Source organism: Micromonospora sp. NBC_00821 (assembly GCF_036347035.1).
In the GTDB taxonomy this organism is placed as follows: domain Bacteria; phylum Actinomycetota; class Actinomycetes; order Mycobacteriales; family Micromonosporaceae; genus Micromonospora; species Micromonospora hortensis.
Genome location: NZ_CP108880.1, coordinates 5499465 through 5515990, shown reverse-complemented (window position 1 = coordinate 5515990; position 16526 = coordinate 5499465). Strand labels below are relative to the sequence as shown.

General features: G+C 71.8%; 15 protein-coding genes. All 15 read left to right on the top strand.

Annotation, left to right across the window (positions count from 1 at the left end; translation table 11 throughout):
- Positions 1–38 precede the first annotated feature (38 nt).
- Entirely contained in the window at positions 39–1601 is a 1563-nt protein-coding gene (locus OHB44_RS25030) for a UDP-N-acetylmuramoyl-L-alanyl-D-glutamate--2,6-diaminopimelate ligase (RefSeq protein ID WP_238685991.1), read from the top strand.
- Positions 1598–2995 (top strand): UDP-N-acetylmuramoyl-tripeptide--D-alanyl-D-alanine ligase, encoded by a 1398-nt coding sequence (locus OHB44_RS25025; protein WP_238685992.1) that lies wholly within the window; start codon positions 1598–1600, stop codon positions 2993–2995. The genes OHB44_RS25030 and OHB44_RS25025 overlap by 4 nt, the downstream gene beginning before the upstream one ends.
- Positions 2992–4116, top strand: a complete 1125-nt coding sequence (mraY, locus tag OHB44_RS25020) for a phospho-N-acetylmuramoyl-pentapeptide-transferase (RefSeq protein WP_030334519.1) — start codon at positions 2992–2994, stop codon at positions 4114–4116. Before OHB44_RS25025 ends, mraY begins: the two co-directional genes overlap by 4 nt.
- 432 nt (positions 4117–4548) lie before the next feature.
- A complete protein-coding gene (locus tag OHB44_RS25015; protein ID WP_442932711.1) occupies positions 4549–5979 on the top strand; it encodes an FtsW/RodA/SpoVE family cell cycle protein in 1431 nt (476 codons plus the stop codon).
- Positions 5979–7085, top strand: a complete 1107-nt coding sequence (gene murG / locus OHB44_RS25010) for an undecaprenyldiphospho-muramoylpentapeptide beta-N-acetylglucosaminyltransferase (RefSeq protein ID WP_266304885.1) — start codon at positions 5979–5981, stop codon at positions 7083–7085. The genes OHB44_RS25015 and murG overlap by 1 nt, the downstream gene beginning before the upstream one ends.
- Positions 7082–8647 (top strand): UDP-N-acetylmuramate--L-alanine ligase, encoded by a 1566-nt coding sequence (murC, locus tag OHB44_RS25005; RefSeq protein WP_238685994.1) that lies wholly within the window; start codon positions 7082–7084, stop codon positions 8645–8647. The genes murG and murC overlap by 4 nt, the downstream gene beginning before the upstream one ends.
- On the top strand, positions 8644–9462 hold the full coding sequence (locus OHB44_RS25000; protein ID WP_238685995.1) for a cell division protein FtsQ/DivIB: 819 nt from the start codon (positions 8644–8646) through the stop codon (positions 9460–9462). The genes murC and OHB44_RS25000 overlap by 4 nt, the downstream gene beginning before the upstream one ends.
- 245 nt (positions 9463–9707) lie before the next feature.
- Positions 9708–10823 (top strand): cell division protein FtsZ, encoded by a 1116-nt coding sequence (ftsZ, locus tag OHB44_RS24995; RefSeq protein WP_266304888.1) that lies wholly within the window; start codon positions 9708–9710, stop codon positions 10821–10823.
- A 9-nt stretch (positions 10824–10832) separates the two neighbouring features.
- On the top strand, positions 10833–11576 hold the full coding sequence (locus tag OHB44_RS24990) for a YggS family pyridoxal phosphate-dependent enzyme (RefSeq protein WP_266304889.1): 744 nt from the start codon (positions 10833–10835) through the stop codon (positions 11574–11576).
- A gap of 192 nt (positions 11577–11768) precedes the next feature.
- Positions 11769–12461 (top strand): cell division protein SepF, encoded by a 693-nt coding sequence (locus OHB44_RS24985; RefSeq protein WP_266304890.1) that lies wholly within the window; start codon positions 11769–11771, stop codon positions 12459–12461.
- 30 nt (positions 12462–12491) lie between these two features.
- Positions 12492–12797 carry a YggT family protein gene (locus OHB44_RS24980; RefSeq protein WP_030334503.1) on the top strand — a complete coding sequence of 102 codons (306 nt, stop codon included), beginning with the start codon at positions 12492–12494 and terminating at the stop codon, positions 12795–12797.
- Between the two features lie 44 nt (positions 12798–12841).
- Positions 12842–13651 carry a DivIVA domain-containing protein gene (locus tag OHB44_RS24975; RefSeq protein WP_145795168.1) on the top strand — a complete coding sequence of 270 codons (810 nt, stop codon included), beginning with the start codon at positions 12842–12844 and terminating at the stop codon, positions 13649–13651.
- Between the two features lie 116 nt (positions 13652–13767).
- On the top strand, positions 13768–14499 hold the full coding sequence (locus tag OHB44_RS24970) for a hypothetical protein (RefSeq protein ID WP_442932710.1): 732 nt from the start codon (positions 13768–13770) through the stop codon (positions 14497–14499).
- Between the two features lie 4 nt (positions 14500–14503).
- A complete protein-coding gene (locus tag OHB44_RS24965) occupies positions 14504–14815 on the top strand; it encodes a DUF167 domain-containing protein (protein ID WP_274531436.1) in 312 nt (103 codons plus the stop codon).
- A 22-nt stretch (positions 14816–14837) separates the two neighbouring features.
- On the top strand, positions 14838–16337 hold the full coding sequence (locus OHB44_RS24960; RefSeq protein ID WP_238686000.1) for a potassium/proton antiporter: 1500 nt from the start codon (positions 14838–14840) through the stop codon (positions 16335–16337).
- Positions 16338–16526: the final 189 nt, after the last annotated feature.

Below are 16526 nucleotides of genomic sequence, written 5' to 3'. Positions count from 1 at the left end.
ACATCATCGGTGAGTGCCGACGAACCACCGGGGCGGCTGTGCGGCCGGAACCGGACGACCGGGTAGGGTCTGACGCCGTGCCCGGCAATCCACGTCCACGTACCGTGACCGGAGTCCGGCTCGGTGATCTCGCCGTCCGGCTCGCCGTCGACCTTCCGGCGGACGCCGCCGCGGTGGTCGTCTCCGGGGTCACCCACGCCAGCCAGGAGGTTCGCCCCGGCGACCTCTACGCGGCGCTGCCCGGTGCCCGTCGGCACGGTGCGGAGTTCGCCACCGGCGCCGTCGAGGCGGGTGCCGTGGCGCTGCTGACCGATCCGGCCGGCGCGGAGTTGGCGGCGGGAACCGGCCTGCCCACCCTGGTGGTGCCCGACCCGCGCGCCGTGCTCGGCGAGCTGGCCTCGGCCGTCTACGGCGACCCGACCGCCGACCTCACAGTGATCGGGGTGACCGGCACCGCGGGCAAGACGTCCACCGCGTACCTGATCGAGTCGGGGCTGCGGGCCGCCGGGCACACCACCGGGCTGGTCGGGACCGTGGAGACCCGGCTCGGTGATCTGGTGATCGACAGTGTCCGCACCACCCCCGAGGCGACCGACCTGCACGCCATGTTGGCCACCGCCCGCGAGCGGGGGGTCACCGCCGTGGTCATGGAGGTCTCCAGCCACGCGCTGGCCATGGGCCGGGTGGGCGGTGTGCGGTTCGCCGTCGGTGGTTACACCAACTTCGGCTCCGACCACCTGGACTTCCACGCCGACAGCGACGACTACTTCGCCGCGAAGGCCCAGCTCTTCGACGGGCGCTGCGCGGTCGAGGTGCTCAACCACGACGACCCGGCGTTGAAGCCGCTGCTCAAGCCGACCACTGTCACCTACTCGGCGGCCGGTGAGCAGGGCGCGACCTGGTGGGCCGACGGGGTGGGCGGCGAGGGGTACGCGCAGCGGTTCACCGCGCACGGCCCGAACGGCGTGGCAGTGTCCGCCGGTGTCGCGCTGCCCGGCCGGCACAACGTGGCCAACGCGCTGCTGGCCATCGCCGCACTGGTCGGGGCCGGGGTGGACCCGGTGACCGCGGCGACCGGTGTGGCCGCCTGCGGGGGCGTCCCGGGCCGGCTGGAGCTGGTCGACGTGGCCGCGCCGGTGCGCGGGGTGGTCGACTACGCCCACAAGTCTGACGCGATAGTGGCAGCGCTGGCCGCGCTGCGTGAGTTGAGTGCCGGCCGACTGATCTGTGTGATCGGCGCCGGTGGGGACCGGGACCGGGGCAAGCGGCCGGTGATGGGCGCCGCCGCGGCGGAGGGAGCCGACGTGGTGCTGGTGACCGACGACAACCCGCGCACCGAGGACCCGGGGGAGATCCGCGCCGAGGTGCTGGCCGGGGCGTACCGGGCCGGCACCGCCGCTCGGATCATCGAGGTGGCGGGCCGCCGTGCCGCGATCGACGAGGCGGTGCGGCTGGCCGAGCCGGGCGACGTGATCGCGCTGCTCGGCAAGGGCCATGAGCGCGGCCAGGAGGTGGCGGGCCAGGTGCTCCCGTTCGACGACAGCATCGAGTTGGCCGAGGCGCTGCGGGCCCGCTTCGGGGACCTGGCGGGTCAGCGGTGATCACGCTGAGCCTGGCCGAGGTGGCCGCGGCGGTCGACGGGCGGCTGGTGGCAGCCGACCCGGCCGCCACCGTCACCGGATCGGTGGAGTTCGACTCGCGCAAGGTGGGGCCCGGTTCGCTCTTCGTGGCCTTCCCGGGAGAGAAGGTCGACGGGCACGACTACGCGGCGACGGCGATCCAGGCCGGCGCGGTGGCGGTGCTCGGCAGCCGAGAGGTGCCCGGGGTGCCGATGGTGCTGGTCGACGACGCCCTGACGGCGATGGGCCGACTGGCCCGCGCGGCGGTGGACCGGCTGCCCGGGCTGACCGTGATCGGCGTGACCGGCTCGTCCGGCAAGACCACCACGAAGGACCTGATCGGTCAGCTCACCGCCCGACTCGGGGCCACCGTGGCGCCACCCGGCTCGTTCAACAACGAGCTGGGGCACCCGTACACCGCCCTGCGGGCCGACCCGGACACCCGCTACCTGGTGATGGAGAAGGGCGCGCGCGGGGTCGGGCACGTGCGGTACCTGTGCGAGCTGGTGCCACCCCGGATCTCCGTGGTGCTCAACGTCGGCACGTCGCACATCGGCGAGTTCGGCTCGCAGGACGCCATCGCCCTGGCCAAGGGCGAGCTGGTGGAGGCGCTGCCGCCGGACGGGCTGGCAGTGCTGAACGCCGACGACCCCCGGGTGGACGCGATGTCGAGCCGCACCCAAGCCCGGGTGGTCCGCTACGGCGAGGCGCCCGATGCCGACGTGCGCGCCGAGGACGTCACGCTCGACGAGCGGGGGCACCCGTCGTACACACTGGTCACCCCGGAGGGGCGCGCGCCGGTGCGGCTGCGGCTGGCCGGCCGTCACCAGGTCGGGAACACGCTCGCCGCGGCGGCGGTCGCCCGGGAGCTGGGCATGCCACTGACCGAGCTGGCCACGGCCCTCGGCGAGCTGGGGCTGGTCTCGACCCGACGGATGGACGTCTTCGACCGTCCCGACGGGGTGACAGTGATCGACGACTCGTACAACGCCAACCCGGCCTCGATGGCGGTCGCGGTGCGGGCGCTGGCCAGCATGGGTCAGGGGCGGCGTACCGTCGCGGTGCTTGGTTACATGGCCGAGCTGGGCCCGTTCGAGTACGACGGCCACGCCGAGGTCGGCCAACTCGCGGCCGAGCTGGGTGTCGACCGGCTGCTCGTGGTGGGTGAGCCGGCCGCGCCGATCCACGAAGGCGCGACAGCTGTAGCAAACTGGGGAGGAGAGTCGGTGCTGCTCACCGATCAGGCGGCGGCCGTCGAGGTGCTGCGGAGCGAACTACGACCGGGTGATGTCGTCCTGGTCAAGGGCTCCCGGTACCGCACCTGGGAGGTGGCCGACGCCCTGCGCGCCGACGCCGGTGGGGAGCCGACCCGATGAGGGCGGTCATCGTCGCCATCGGGGTGGCCTTCCTCGTCTCGCTCTTCTGCACCCCGATCGCGATCAAGGTGTTCACCCGGCTCAAGGCCGGTCAGCCGATCCGGTCCGACGGCCCCGCCATGCACCAGGGCAAGAAGGGCACGCCCACGATGGGTGGCGTGGTCTTCATCCTGGCCACTGTGATCGCGTACGTGGCCGGGCACCTTGCCCTGACCACCCTGCCGGACCAGCAGATCGCCCAGGTGGAGCCGACCATCACGGCGCTGGTGCTGCTGGGGCTGATGGTCTTCTCCGGCGCTGTGGGTTTCCTCGACGACTTCCTCAAGGTGCGCAAGCGCAACAGCGCCGGGCTGAACAAGCGCGGCAAGTTGCTCGGCCAGATCCTGGTCGGTGCGGTCTTCGGGGTGATCGCGCTGTGGTTCCCGAGCACGATGACAAACGGTTCGGGCCTGGCGACCAACACCGAGACGGTGGGCAGCACCACGCTGAGCTTCATCCGGGACATCGACTTCCTGGAGGTCAGCAAGGTCGGCGCGGTGATCATCTTCATCTTCGTGGTGATGGCCGCGACGAACGGCGTCAACCTCACCGACGGCCTGGACGGTCTGGCCACCGGCGCGTCGGTCATGGTGCTCGCCGCGTACGCGCTGATCGCGTTCTGGCAGTACCGGCACTGGTGTGCCGACCCGAACTACACCCAGCCGTACTGCTACGAGGTTCGCGACCCGCTGGAGATCGCGCTGATCGCCGGGGCGGCGGCGGGGGCCTGTGTGGGCTTCCTCTGGTGGAACACCTCCCCGGCGCGGATCTTCATGGGCGACACCGGGGCGCTGGGGCTGGGCGGTCTGATCGCCGGCATGGCGATGTCCACCCGCACCATCCTGTTGCTGCCGATCATCGGTGGGCTCTTCGTGATCATCACGATGTCCGTGGTGATCCAGATCATCTCCTTCAAGACCACCGGTAAACGGGTGTTCCGAATGTCTCCGCTCCAGCACCACTTCGAGCTGGCCGGCTGGAGCGAGGTCAACATCGTGGTGCGCTTCTGGATCATCGCCGGCATCGGCGTCGCCATCGCCCTGGGCCTGTTCTACAGCGAGTTCCTCGCCAACATGACCTAATCCGCAGGGCCTGCACCCCCGCGCCCACCCCCTCATCCGTCGATCTTGCACTTTCGGATGTCGAAACGTCCCTTTGTGGGTGTTTTGCCGGCACGGAAAGTGCAAGATCGACGCGGGAAGACGGCGTGGGGGCGGCGTGGGGGCGGCGGGAGGGCGGCGCGGGGACGGGTTCGACACGCCCGGTGGGGCGTTGTGGGGCGGTGGGGCGTGTTCAACGGTGATGATGTCGGGGTGGGGGAGGACATCGGCACTGAGGGCAGGACAGGCGGGCGGGCGCGTCGGTCGCCGGGCGCGTCGGGACGTACACCGTTGGCCACCGGGGCGCGCGGCCCGGAACCCGGCGCGGCGGCCCGCGAATCCGGGCCGGGGGCGCGGGAGCCCGGGCCGGCGGGACGCGAGCCGGAGGCCGTGGCGTCGACCCCGTTGCGCGGCATCGACGCGGCCGGAGGGCTCGCCGCGCTGCGCGGCCTGCTGGACCGGCCGCTGACCTCGTACTTCCTGCTGCTGTCCTGCGCCGGCCTGCTGCTGCTGATCGGGCTGACAATGGTCTTCTCGGCGACCAGCGTGAAGGACTACGCCGAGGACGGCAACGCCTCGGCCTCGGTGACCAAGCAGGCCATCTTCGCGGTGATCGGCATCGGCGCGTTCTGGGTCTGCCAGCGCCTGCCGGCCAGCACCTACCGCTCGCTGGGGCGGCCGCTGCTGTTCACCTCGATCGGGCTGCTGGTGGTGCTCAACCTGCTGGTCGCGTTCGCCCGGCTGACCGGTCAGGATTCGGCCAGCTTCGGGCCGGTCGAGGCGCGGCTGAACTGGCTGTTCGTCGGCGGGATCCAGCTTCAGCCATCCGAGCTGGCCAAGTTCGCGATGGTGCTCTGGGGTGCCCACCTGGTCGCCCGTAAGGGTGCCGCGCTGGGTTGGTGGCGCGAACTGGCCACCCCGCTCTTCCCGGTGGTCGGCCTGCTCTTCGTCCTGGTCGGTTACAACGACACCGGCACGATGCTCTGTCTGCTGGCCCTGGTCGTGGGCCTGCTCTGGGCCGCCGGGGTGCGGATGCGGGTCTTCGGCGCCCTCGCCACGGCCGGTCTGATCGGGATCGGCCTGCTCGTCGCGGTGGCCTCGCTGGGCGCCGGCTCCGGCGAGCGCGGCGCTGACAACTACCGCCTCGCCCGGCTGGACATGTTCTTCAACCCACCAGACCCGGAGACCTGCAAACTCAACGACTGCCTCCAGTTCTACCAGGGACGGCTGGCCATCGAGCACGGCGGCTGGTTCGGTGTCGGGCTCGGCAAGGGCAGCCTGAAGTGGGACTGGCTCCCCGAGGCGCACAACGACTTCATCTTCGCGATCATCGCCGAGGAGCTGGGCGTGATCGGGTGCGCCGTGGTGCTCAGCCTGTTCGCGGTCATCGCGTACACCGGGTTCCGGATCGCCCGGCGGGTCGACGACCCGTTCCGCCGGCTCGCCGCGACCGCCGTGACCACCTGGCTGGTCAGCCAAGCCGTGATCAACATCGGTGGGGTGGTCGGGCTGCTGCCGATCACCGGTCTGCCGCTGCCGTTCATCTCCGACGGCGGAAGTGCCCTGGTGGTGACGTTGGCCGGCATCGGCATGCTGGCGTCCTTCGCCCGCGCCGAACCCGATGCGGCCAGAGCACTGCATGCCCGTCCGCCGGCCCGGTGGGTCCGACTACTCTGGGCCCCGTTGCCGCCGCTTCCCGGCCGGCGTCGCCGACCGGCGACGCCGCCCGCTGGCCGAGGGTCCGTGCCCCGGTCCCGCGAGCGGCGCCATGACGATCAGGCCGCGCCGCGCGGGGTCCGACAGGACCGCAGCCGCAAGGGTACGGCGAGCGAGAGGAGACGCTGATGGGTCCGCTGCGTTCGGTGGTGCTCGCGGGAGGTGGCACCGGGGGGCACGTCTACCCGCTGCTCGCCTTCGCCGACTGCCTGCGCCGACACGACCCGGGCGTCCGGATCACCTGCCTCGGCACACCCCGGGGCATGGAGAACGACCTGATCCCGCCGCAGGGCTACGACCTGCGGCAGATCCCGGCGTACCAGCTGCCCCGCTCGGTCAACATGAACCTGGTCCGCACCCCGGGCCGGATGTGGACCGCGGCGCGCGCCGCGGGCAAGGTGATCGACGAGGTGCGCGCCGACGTGGTCGTCGGCTTCGGCGGGTACGTCTCGGTGCCGGCCTACCTGGCCGCGTGGCGTCGTGAGCTGCCCATGGTGATCCACGAGGTGAACGTGCCGCCGGGCGTTGCCAACAAGCTGGGCATGAAGTTCACCAAGAACGTGGCCGTCGGCTTCCCGAACCAGCCGAGCCAGGCCGAGTCGCTGCGGGACGCCACAGTCGTCGGTGTGCCGCTGCGCCGCAGCATCGCCGGTCTGGACCGGTACGCGCTACGCAACGCCGCCCGCGCCCACTTCGGGCTTCGCCCGGACCTGCCGGTGCTCTTCGTGTCCGGCGGCTCGTCCGGCGCCCGTTCGATCAACCTGGCGGTCTCCGGGGCGGCCAAGGAGTTGGCCCGCAACGGCGTGCAGGTGCTGCACGTGATGGGTGCCCGCAACGAGCCGGTGCCGATCCCCACCGACCTGCCGGTGCCGTACGTGACGCTGCCGTACCTGTCCGAGATGGAGCTGGGCTACGCCGCCGCCGACCTGATGCTGGCCCGGGGCGGGGCGATGACCGTCGCCGAGGTGTCCGCGATCGGGCTGCCCACGATCTACGTGCCGTACCCGCACAGCAACCAGGAGCAGCGGCGCAACGCGCTGCCGGTGGTGGAGGCCGGCGGTGGTCTGTTGGTCGACGACGCGGAGCTCACCCCGGACTGGCTGGAGCGCACGGTCATCCCCCTCATCCGCGACCCACAGCGGCTCTACAACATGGGTGCCGCCGCCGGGTCGTACGGCCGGCGCGACGGCGACGAGGCGCTGCGGTCCTTCGTGCTGGCGGCGGTGGCCCGATGACCGCGCAGTTCACCCCGGCCGGCACGCTCACCGCCGAGGACCTGGGCGCCGTCCACCTGATCGGAGTGGGTGGGGTGGGCATGCTCGGCGTGGCCCGGCTGCTGCTCACCCGCGGCATCCGGGTCTCCGGCAGTGACCTGCGGGAGTGGCCCTCGCTGGCCGGCCTGCGGGCGCTCGGCGGCACCATCCACCTCAGCCACGAGGTGACCAACCTGGACGGCGTCGACACCGTCGTCTACTCGTCGGCCATCCCCCAGGACCACCTGGAGCTGGTCGAGGCGCGTCGGCGCGGCCTGCGGGTGCTGCACCGCTCGGAGGCGCTCGCCGCGGCGATGACCGGCCGTCGGGCGGTGGCCGTCGCCGGCACGCACGGCAAGACCACCACCACGTCGATGGTGACGATGGTGCTCCAGCAGGCAGGTGTGGACCCGTCCTTCGTGATCGGTGGGGAGATCTCCGAGGTCGGCTCGGGCGCCCACCACGGCACCGGCGAGCACTTCGTGGTCGAGGCGGACGAGAGCGACCGCTCGTTCCTCATCTACCGCCCGTACGTCTCGATCATCACGAACGTCGAGGCGGACCACCTGAACACCTACGGCGACTACGCGACGCTGGAGGCGGCGTTCGTGGAGTTCGCCCGCCTCACCGACCCGGACGGGTTCATCATCACCTGCGCCGACGACCCGGGCGGTCGACGGTTGGCCGAGAGCCTGCGGTCCGAGGGGCGACGGGTGTTCACCTACGGCGAGGCTGCCGACGCCGACCTGCGGTTGACCGAGATGGTGTCCTCCGCGCGCGGGGTGCGCTACCTGGCCGCTGTCGACGGCCGGTCGCTGGGCGAGTTCCGGCTGCCGGTGCCGGGACGGCACATGGGGCTGAACAGCGCCGCCGCGGTGCTGGCCGCGTACCTGCTGGAACTGCCGCTGGAGGCGGCGGAGGCCGCGCTGGCGGTCTTCCCCGGGGTGCGACGGCGTTTCGAGCGCAAGGGTGTCGCGGACGGCGTGCTGGTCTACGACGAGTACGCCTACCACCCGACCTCGATGACCCTGGCGAACCAGACGTTGCGCGAGGTCGCCGGGGACGGCCGGCTGATCGTCGTCTTCCAGCCGTACCGGCTGTACCGCACCCGCGACAACCAGGCGGAGATCGCCGAGGCGCTGGCCATCGCCGACGAGGTGGTGCTCCTGGAGGTCTTCGGGCCGGGTGAGTTGCGTCAGCCCGGCGAGGGCTCGGCGGCGCTGATCGCGGCGGTGGATCTGCCCGCCGACCGCAAGGTCTTCGTGGAGTCGTGGGAGCAGGCGCCGGTCGAGGTGGCCCGTCGCGCCCGCTCCGGGGACGTGGTGGTCACCATGGGCGCCCCGCCGATCTCGCTGATGGGCGACGAGCTGCTGGCCGCCCTGGGTGAGCGTTCGGCCGGCTCGACACCGACCGCGACCGTCGACCCGGTGGCCACCACCCCGGCGATCGGTGATCCGGTGCCGGGTGGGGCGACGGCCGGCGGCGACGGCGCGGCTCTCGGTGGCACCGCCGTGCCCGGCGGCTCGGCGCCCGCGGCCGGATGAGTCCCGGTCCGGCTCGAGGGCGGACCAGCGCCGCCGACGGTGGCGCCCCGCGCCGCGGTCCGGCCCGGCGGTGGCAGTTGGTCCGGGCGGGCCGCGACGCGGTACCGCCCTCGACCCGCCGGTTCATGGCTCGTGCCCGGCAGCGTCGCATGCGTGCGGCGCTGCCGTGGGCGGTGGCCGCCGGGGTGCTCGCCCTGGCCGGGCTGGTCGCGTGGACGGTGCTCGGCACTGGGCTGTTCGGTGTGCGGGAGGTGCGCGTGGAGGGTGCCGACCTGGTCACTCCGGTGCAGGTGCACGACGCGGTCGGGGTGCCGGACGGTGTGCCGCTGGCCCGGGTGGACCTGGCCGCCGTCGCCCGTCGGGTCGGCGCGCTGCCGGCGGTGGAACGGGCCACCGTCTCCCGGGACTGGCCCGGCGCGCTGGTGGTGCGGGTGACCGAGCGGACCGCTGTGGCGGTGGTGCCGCAGGGCGAGGTGTTCGCCCTGATCGACCGGAGCGGAGTGGCGTTTCGGACGGTGGAGCGACGCCCCGCCGACCTGCCACAGGTGACTGTGGCCCGACCGGCCGCCGACGACCCGGGCACCCGGGCCGCGCTGGAGGTGCTCGTCGCGCTGACGCCGCAGCTACGCGCGGAGCTGGTGGACGTGAACGTGGCGGGTCTGGCCCGGATCAGTCTGCGGTTGCGAGGCGACCGGACGGTGGTCTGGGGCGACGCCACCCGGGGTACGGACAAGGCTCGGGTGGCCACCGCGCTGCTCGACGAGGACACCGACCGCATCGACGTGAGCGCGCCGGATGTGGTGACCTTTCGTTGACCGGTGAGCGTGCGCGGACGTGACCCGTGGCGCTCCGCGCGGCGACACGCCGTCCGGGTCCTTGGCTCATCGCGTGGTGGCGCTTACGTTGCCTCGAAGAGCTTCAGTGGTTGACATAACTGTAAGCCTCTAGTAGAGGGTTAGGGTTTACCCCTGATCCTCGTTGGTGACAGCTGTCGTCGGCCGCTGGTCTGGCCACGCCGTAACCGGTCGGCCGAAGCCAATCTCGAAGGAAAGGACCGGAGATGACACCTCCGCACAACTACCTGGCGGTCATCAAGGTCGTCGGCATCGGGGGTGGCGGCGTCAACGCCGTCAACCGGATGATCGAGGTTGGGCTCAAGGGCGTCGAGTTCATCGCGATCAACACCGATGCGCAGGCGCTGCTGATGAGCGACGCCGACGTCAAGCTCGACGTCGGTCGGGAGCTGACCCGTGGCCTGGGGGCCGGTGCCAACCCGGACGTCGGGAAGAACGCCGCCGAGGACCACCGCGACGAGATCGAAGAGGTGCTCAAGGGCGCCGACATGGTCTTCGTGACCTGCGGCGAGGGCGGCGGCACCGGCACCGGCGGCGCGCCGGTGGTGGCCAACATCGCCCGCAAGCTCGGCGCGCTGACCATCGGCGTGGTGACCCGGCCGTTCTCCTTCGAGGGCAAGCGTCGCCAGGTGCAGGCCGAGACGGGGATAGACGAACTCCGCAACCAGTGCGACACGCTGATCGTCATCCCGAACGACCGGCTGCTGGCCCTGGGCGACCGCAACATCAGCATGATGGACGCGTTCCGCACCGCCGACCAGGTGCTGCTCTCGGGTGTGCAGGGCATCACCGACCTGATCACCACCCCGGGTCTGATCAACCTGGACTTCGCCGACGTCAAGAGCGTGATGAGCGGCGCCGGCAGCGCGTTGATGGGCATCGGCAGCGCCCGCGGCGAGAACCGCGCGGTCGAGGCGGCCGAGGCGGCCATCTCCAGCCCGCTTCTGGAGCAGAGCATGGACGGCGCGCGGGGCGTGCTGCTGTCCATCGCTGGCGGCTCCGACCTGGGCCTGTTTGAGATCAATGACGCCGCCCAGCTGGTCACCGACGCGGCCCACCCGGACGCCAACATCATCTTCGGCGCGGTCATCGACGACGCGCTCGGTGACGAGGTGCGGGTGACCGTCATCGCGGCGGGCTTCGACGGCGGCACGCCCGCGTACAAGGCGGCCGAGCCGACCCGCAAGTCCAACACCAACCAGCCGGCACCGCAGAGCAGCCCGGCGCCGACGCCGGCCACCAACCCGACTCCGGCCCAGTCGCCGCGTCGCGTGCTCTTCGATGACGTGGACGTTCCCGACTTCCTCAAGAACGGGTCCTGAGCACCGCCGATGACCGACAGCTCAGCCACGGTACGTCCAGATCGGCACGCCGAACTCGCCGCCGGTCTGGCTCAGGTTCGGTCCCGGGTCGATGACGCCTGCGCGCAGGCCGGCCGGGACCGTGCCGAGGTAACCATGATCGCGGTGACGAAGACCTACCCGGCCAGCGACGTGTTGGCGCTGGCTGGGCTCGGGGTTACCGACATGGGGGAGAACCGCGACCAGGAGGCAGCCGGCAAGGCCGCCGAGGTGGCTGCCGCCGGGGTGCGTCCCCGCTGGCACTTCATCGGCCAGTTGCAGCGCAACAAGGCCCGCTCGGTGGTCCGCTACGCCGACGTGGTGCACTCCGTCGACAGTGTCCGGCTGGCCCGGGCGTTGGCCACCGCGACCGCCGACCGGCAGGAGCCGCTCGACGCTCTGGTCCAGGTGAGCATCGACGGCGACGCGGCCCGGGGCGGAGCCCTGCCCGGCTCGGCGGATCCGGCCGCCGGCCTGGAGCCGGTGGCCGAGGCGGTGGCCGACGCGCCGGGGTTGCGTCTGGTCGGTCTCATGGCGGTCGCTCCGCTGGGCTGGGAGCCGGAGCGGGCGTTCGCCCGGCTCGCGGAGGTCGCCGACGCGTTTCGGGCCGTCCATCCGGGAGCCACCGCGCTGTCCGCCGGTATGAGCGGAGATTTCGACATCGCGATCCGTTACGGCGCGACACATGTCCGCGTCGGTAGCGCGTTGCTCGGAATGCGTCCCACGCTGCGGTAGCCTGACCGCGAGACAAGCAAATTACATCAGTGTTGTTTCAGGGGCGGGCGTCTCCTAGTCGGGGGTCGTGGCGCGCGACGCGAATCGCGCGCTTGGGGGATTGCCGTTCCGGTCCGATGGGCATGGTTGTCCACTCGCGACGGGCGACATGGCACGGGGGCGCGTGCCGCACGGCGGACGGAAGGGCGCGGGATGGGTGCACTGCGCAAGGCGGGGGTCTGGCTCGGTCTGGTCGAAGAAGACGACGAGCGGGCCTACGACGACGGTGGCTACGACAAGGGTGGCTACCGCGACTCGCGTTACCGGCAGAGCCGGTACGCCGAGGAGTTCGCCGACGACGACGAGGATGACGCCGAGGAGCCGCCGGCTCCCCGGCCGCGCGACAGTGGGCGGGGTCGACTCTCCGAGCGGTCGAGCGGGCGGTTGAGCGAGTCCGAGCGCGGGGACGGTGAGCGGCCGGAGCGGATCGAGCGGTCCAGCGTCCGGTCGATCACCCGGTCGTCGGCGGGCGACACCTCCGGTGCGCTGACCTACCACACTCGGGACAACCTGGCCCTCGCGCCGCAGGTCACGTCGCGTGAGCGGGCCCTGCCCGAGGAGGAGCAGCGTTACCAGATCACCACGCTGCACCCCACCACCTACCGGGAGGCGCGCACGATCGGCGAGCACTTCCGCGACGGCGTCCCGGTGATCATCAATCTCACCGAGATGGATGAGGCCGATGCCCGCCGTCTGGTGGACTTCGCCGCCGGACTGGCGTTCGGCCTGCGCGGTACGATCGAGCGCGTGACCAATCGGGTGTTCCTGCTCTCACCGGCTAACGTCCAGGTCACCGCAGAGGACAAAGCCAAGATCGCTGAGGGCGGCTTTTTCAGTCTGAGTTGATCCCGCCCGACCCGAGGGACGTCGCTGACCGTGTTGTCGATCTTACTGCAAGTGCTGTATCTGATCCTTTATGTCTTCCTGCTCCTTCTTCTGTCCCGGTTCGTGTTGAGCGCCGTCCTGCAGTACGGCCGTCGCTGGCAACCGGGGCGTGGAGCATCGGCAGGATTGGAATCCGTGTGGAGCGTCACTGATCCCCCTCTCAACGCGTTGAGGCGTGTGATCCCTCCGCTGCGAATTGGTACCGTGAGCATCGACCTGGCCTCCCTTGTGCTCCTGGTTATCCTGTTCGTGCTGATGGAGTTCGTGTTAGGGCCGTCGATCAGGGCATCTGCCTGATGACCGACGCGCTTTCGCGGCCGCAACTGACCCGAGGAGTTTCGATGCCGCTGACCCCGGCCGACGTCCACAACGTCGCCTTCAAAAAGCCGCCGATCGGCAAACGGGGGTATGACGAGGAGGAGGTCGACGCCTTCCTCGATGAGGTCGAGCGCGAGCTCGCCCGTCTCATCGAGGAGAACAACGAGCTGCGCGCCCAGGTGGAGCGCGGCGGCCGTGGCGGTGCCCCCGCCGGCCCCGGCGGCGACGCCCGACTGGCGGCGGAGCTCAACGATGTCAAGGCCCAACTGGACCGGGTGCAGCGCGACAAGTCGGCGGCCGAGCAGGCTGCCCGCGCGATGCAGGCCGAGCTGGAGCAGGTCCGCGCGACCGGCGGCCCGGCCGGCGGCGTCACCGGTGACGGTGAGCAGCAGGCCCTGCGCGTGCTGATGATGGCCCAGCGCACCGCCGACGACCACGTGTCCGACGCTCGCCGCGAGGCCGACTCGCTGTTGTCCGAGGCTCGCAGCAAGGCCGAGGAGGTGACCCGGGAGGCGCGCGCCAAGGCTGACGCCCTTGAGCGGGACGCCCGCCAGCGGCACCAGGAGGCCATGGGCGGCCTGGACGCCAAGCGCACGGCTCTGCAGAAGCACATCGAGGAGCTCAAGCAGTTCGAGCGCGAGTACCGCACCCGGCTCAAGGCGTACCTGGAGAGCCAGCTGCGTGACCTCGACGGTCGTGGCCAGGGCCTCGAGGCCGAGATGACCCGCTCCGAAGCCGGCCGGGTCGCTGGCGGCAACGGGCTGGCCGCAGCAGGTCTCGCTGGTTCGTACGGCGGCGGCGGGCGTTCCGGCGCCCTCGAAGCCGGACGCTGAGCACCGGCCGGCGATCGCTGTCCGCCAATGGTGACGGTCGCCGGCCCGGCCTGGACGGTTCGACGCGGCGGGGGTGAGCCGTGATAGTCGCAAGTCTCCTGCTCATCCTCGTCGCGGTGGTGCTACTGGTGCTCGGCCTGGCCGGTGGTTCCAGCTTCTTGTTGGTCATCTCCATCGCGGCCAGTCTGCTGGCCGCCGTGGCGTTGGTGGTGGGCGCCCGCCAGGCAGCCGCCAACCGCGCCATGGCGGATCCCGGCCGGACCGACCGACGGCACCCCGACGCACCCCACACGGCCAGCCAGGCCACACCGGGTGTCGCGTACGGACCGCCGCTGGTCGAGCCGGAGGTGCCGGTCCAGCACGTGCCCACGACGTTTGGTACCGGCGGCACCGGGTGGCGGCAACCACCCGAGCCGCCGGTCGACCATGCGCCGCTGATCGACCATGCGCCGCCGATCGATGAGGCTTCGCCGGTCGACCCGCCGCACGTCGATGACGCGTCGCCGTTGGTGAGTGCGGCGGACGAGGCACCCGCGCGGGCCCGGCCGGTCAGCCCGGCGTCGCCGTTCGCGGCGTCGACCGACGACGTGTTCGACCCGGCGGTCGCGGCGGTCGACGAGCCGGCCGCCCAGCAGCTCACGGCCGCCGAGGCGGCCCGGGTGGCCCGACTGCTCGACGCCGTCGAGGTCGTCGACGGCCGCCCCCGATACCACCTGGACGGCTGTCCCCACCTGATCGGCTGGCAGCCCGAGACGTTGCCGGTCGCCGAGGCCGTGGAACTCGGCTTCACCCCGTGCGCGCACTGCGCGCCGGCGACCGCTCTCCTCGCCGACGCCCGGCCGATCTGAAGCGTTGCCGGTGCCCGCGCAGGACACGCTCACCGTGGCGGTACGGGTGAAGCCCGGCGCCTCCCGGGACCGGGTGGGTGGCCGGTTCGACGGCCCGCACGGGCCCGCCCTCGTGATCGCGGTCCACGACCCGGCCGTCGACGGTCGGGCAACCGAGGCCGCCCGCCGGGCGTTGGCCGGCGCGTTGGGCGTCCGACCGGCAGCGGTGTCACTGCGTGCCGGCGCGGCCAGCCGGGACAAGCTCTTCCTCGTCGATCGGCCCAGCCCGGAGTTGCCCGAGGTGCTGCGCCGCCTGCGCGACGGATCCGCCGAGTGAGGACAGCCCAGGCAAGGCAGCCGTGACGCCCGGGTTGGACATCGCGCTGCTGCTCGGTGCGGCAGTGCTGCTGGTAGCTGTCGGCGCTGTGCGACTCTCCACCCGGCTCGGTGTGCCCAGCCTCCTGGTCTACCTGGCCCTGGGCGTGGCGATCGGCGAGGGCGGGCTGGGCATCCGTTTCGACGACGTCGAGCTGACCCGGACTCTCGGCTTCTGCGCGCTGATCGTGATCATCGCGGAGGGCGGCCTCACCGCCCGGTGGACCACGCTGCGCCCGGTGCTCGGGCTGGCCTCCGCGCTCTCCACTGTCGGCGTGATCGTCAGCATCGTGGTGGTCGGCGTGGCCGTGCACCTGCTGCTGGGGCTGGACTGGCGGTTGGCGCTGCTCTACGGCGCGGTGCTCTCGTCCACCGACGCGGCGGCCGTCTTCGCCACCCTGCGCCGGCTGCGGTTGCCGCCCCGGCTGGTGGCGACCCTGGAGGCCGAGTCGGGGATGAACGACGCCCCGGTGGTGCTGCTGGTGGTGCTGCTCTCCCACAAGGGTTTCGCGCACCCGTGGTGGTACGAGGCCGCGCTGGTCTGTTACGAGCTGGGCGTCGGCGTGGCGGTGGGCGTCGCCGCTGGTGTCGCCGGCACCTGGGCGCTGCGTCGGGCGGCGCTGCCCTCGGCCGGGCTCTATCCGATCGCCGCGGTGGGCATCACCGTGCTGGCGTACGCGGCGGGGGCCGTTCTGCACGCCTCGGGCTTCCTCGCCGTCTATGTGGCCGGGGTGCTGCTGGGCAATGCCCGCCTGTCGCACCGGCAGGCGATCCTCGGTTTCGCGGACGGGCTGGCCTGGCTAGCCCAGATCGGATTGTTCGTGCTGCTCGGGTTGCTGGCCTCGCCGGGCCGGCTGGACGCGGCGGTGCTGCCCGCTGTGGTCGCTGGGCTGGCTCTGGTGCTCCTGGCCCGGCCGTTGTCGGTGGCCGTGTCGGCCTTGCCGTTCCGGGTCGGCCTACGAGAACAGGCGTTCCTGTCCTGGGCCGGGCTGCGCGGGGCGGTGCCGATCGTGCTGGCCACCATTCCGCTGTCCGAACGGGTGCCCGGCGCGGAGCGGCTCTTCGATGTGGTCTTCGTGCTGGTGGTGATCTTCACGCTGGTGCAGACCGGGACGCTGGGGCCGTTCGCCCGCCGGTTGCGGGTGACAGCGCCGGCCGAGGCCGCCGAGATCCACGTGGAGACCGCGCCGCTGGAGCGAATGCGGGCGGACCTGCTCCAGGTGGAGGTGCCAACGGGCTCGCGGCTGGCCGGCGTGCACGTCGACGAGCTGCGCCTTCCGCTGGGCGCGTCGGTGACCCTGGTGCTGCGCGACGGCGTGGGCTTCGTGCCCGCGCCGGACACCCGGTTGAAGACCGGCGACAGTCTGCTGATCGTGGCGACCGCCGGGGTGCGGGACGCGGCGGAACGGCGGTTGCGGGCGGTCAGTCGGCGGGGTCGTCTGGCCCGATGGTTTGGTGAGTACGGGGATGAGGTGCCCAACTGATCTGCTAGCGTTCCCTTTGCCCCAGTTAGGCAGGGCTAGGGGCTGTTAGACGGAGCGACGGTGCGGCACGTTGTCGGACGCCTGTACGTTCCGTATTCTTGCCAATCTCCGGAGTGCGCGGCCATCGTCGCCGTGCGCCCCTTTTCGTACATAGGGGACGCCTTGGTCGGCGCCCCCTGACCAGGCGCC